At 42.1% G+C, this 2,622-nt stretch carries 1 protein-coding gene; it reads left to right on the top strand.

The annotated features are described in order from the left end of the window. Window positions 1-325: 325 nt before the first annotated feature. Window positions 326-2,011, top strand: coding sequence for a potassium-transporting ATPase subunit KdpA (gene kdpA, locus IQ229_RS23475; RefSeq protein WP_194047896.1), 1,686 nt, complete (start codon window positions 326-328; stop codon window positions 2,009-2,011). The last annotated feature ends 611 nt before the right edge of the window (window positions 2,012-2,622 follow it).

Below are 2,622 nucleotides of genomic sequence, written 5' to 3'. Positions count from 1 at the left end.
GTCAAAATTAAATATTCTTAACGAAAACTTTAATAAGTATCCGGAAAATAGTCACAACAGAAAATATTCAGGAGTTATGTTAGCGGTAGCGGGACGTTTAGCCTGTATAGAGAAAAAAGTAATGAGTAAGAATTAGTACTTATGAATTTTTCTACTCTCAGATGAGGCACTTATTACTCGGAACTCATTTGATGCTGAGTACAATAATTGCTTTTTGTACTTAGTACTGTTTAAGGAAATCCCTTGAAATCAAATACTCCTACAATTAATCTATTATTTCTAAGAATTAGCTTGCTACCACGAAATTTAATTTAGCGCAAAATATATGGGACAAGGTTTTTTGCAAATTGGCTTAACGCTGTGTATTGTCATAGCAATCACTCCATTATTCGGAAAATACATAGCGCGTGTCTTTTTGGGAGAAAGAACACTGCTTGATTTTTTAATGAACCCCATAGAGCGAAGTATGTTCGTACTTGCGGGTGTTCGGAGAAAAGATGACATGACGGGTTGGGAGTATATCCGGGCTGTACTTTGTTGCAACACGTTCATGGCAATTTCAGTGTATTTTCTGATCTATTTTCAGAGACTCTTACCCTGGAATCCAAACGGTTTCGGTGCGCCCACCTGGGATGTATTGCTGCATACAACAATTTCCTTTGTAACCAATACTGACCAACAACACTATGTAGGTGAGACAACCTTAAGCTATTTTAGCCAGGTAGCGGCTTTAGGCTTTTTGATGTTCACCTCCGCAGCCACAGGTTTAGCTGTGGGAATTGCCTTTATTCGCGGGTTGACGGGTAGAAGACTGGGAAACTTTTACGTCGATCTCGTCCGTGGAATTACGCGAATATTGCTGCCGATTTCGATTATTGGGGCGATCGCTTTGCTGGTAACAGGTGTACCACAAACCTTAGCTGGGACTATGGATGTGCAAACCTTAGAAGGCGGGACGCAATATCTGGCTAGAGGCCCGGTGGCATCCTTTGAAATGATCAAACTTTTGGGCGAGAACGGCGGTGGCTTTTTTGGCGTAAACTCAGCACATCCCTTTGAAAATCCCAATGGCGCTTCTAACTTGATAGAAATGCTCGCCATGATTTCTATACCAGCAGCCTTGATTTACACCTACGGTATATTTGCCAATAACATCAAACAAGCTTGGCTACTTTTTTGGATGGTGTTTGTAATTTTTGTCGTTCTGGTGGGAGTGACAGCGGTGGGAGAACTGCAAGGTAATCCCCTAGTTAATACCGCCTTTGGATTAGAACAGCCCAATTTAGAGGGCAAAGAAGTTCGATTTGGTTGGGCACAAACAGCATTTTGGGCAGTGATGACTACTGCTACTATGTCTGGTGCTGTGAATGGAATGCACGATTCTTTGATGCCGCAAGGAATATTTTCGACTCTCTTCAACTTATTTATCCAGGTTATCTGGGGTGGTCAAGGAACTGGAACAGCTTACTTATTTATTTACTTAATTCTCACAGTCTTCCTAACTGGACTCATGGCAGGACGTACCCCAGAGTTTTTAGGACGCAAAATTGAAAAAAGGGAAATCGTTCTCGCTAGTGTAGTGCTGTTGATTCACCCAATTTTAGTTTTGATCCCCAGTGCGATCGCTTTGGCTTATCCCATCTCCCTATCTGGAATCAGCAACGCTGGTTATCACGGTATTTCTCAAGTAGTTTATGAATATGCCTCAGCAGCAGCAAATAATGGTTCAGGCTTAGAGGGCTTGAGGGATAACACCCTGTGGTGGAACTTGAGTACTTTAGTTAGCCTAATCGGAGGACGCTACATTCCGATGATTGCCATCCTGCTGCTAGCTGATGGGATGTCTCGCAAACAACCAGTACAAGAAACCCCTGCTACCCTGAGAACTGATTCTCTGGTATTTACTGGGATCACGGCTGGAGTAACGCTGGTTTTGGGAGTATTAACTTTCTTTCCCGTTCTGGCTTTAGGCCCCATAGCTGAGGGGTTAAAGCTAGCATCTGGCAGTTAGAAAAGTTATGAGTTATAAGTTTGAAATTGAGAAAATATCAAATAATAATTCAGGAGGCAGGAGAAAGTAGTAACCCAGGCTTAAAAGTGTGAGATTCAAGCAAGAAAGGTTACATAGCTATAGTCAGATATGTTAGGACAGTGTTGATTGCTCAAAGCCTTGAAGCAACTAGTAGTTTGCCAACCCAAAAATGTGCTTGTGAGGGCTGGGTAAGAGGTAAAGGGGAAAGGGTAAGGGATTTAAAACCTTTCCCCTTTACCCCGCCAAGTTCACGAGAGCGAACTACTAGGTTTACTCAGCACGGGATCAACACCCCGCTACCGCTAACATCACTCAGCTATATCTTGCACTACGCGTCTCGTACCAGTATCTTATTTTTAACTGGGTAATTACTCAGAACTAAAGTTTTCATTCATACTTATTTCCTCCTGGCCCCTGCCATTATCTTATAAATTATCCGGTTTCGTAGGATGCGTTACTAACGCATCCTACAGGTTGGATATTTTTTTATTAGAAGTTCCTATAACTCCTAACTCCTAACTTCTCACTGCTAACTTTATTTATGAATCAAGTGGCAACTAACTTCAAAGCTAGACGCCCAAGTTCTCGTT

Source organism: Nostoc cf. edaphicum LEGE 07299 (genome assembly GCF_015207245.1).
Lineage (GTDB): Bacteria > Cyanobacteriota > Cyanobacteriia > Cyanobacteriales > Nostocaceae > Nostoc > Nostoc edaphicum_B.
Note: the sequence above shows the minus strand (reverse complement) of the source record. Positions and strands in the feature narration are given on the sequence as shown.

Excerpts from the sequence above, each read along its gene's own strand:
- kdpA (WP_194047896.1), top strand. The coding sequence starts at position 326 with ATGGGACAAGGTTTTTTGCAAATTGGCTTAACGCTGTGTATTGTCATA.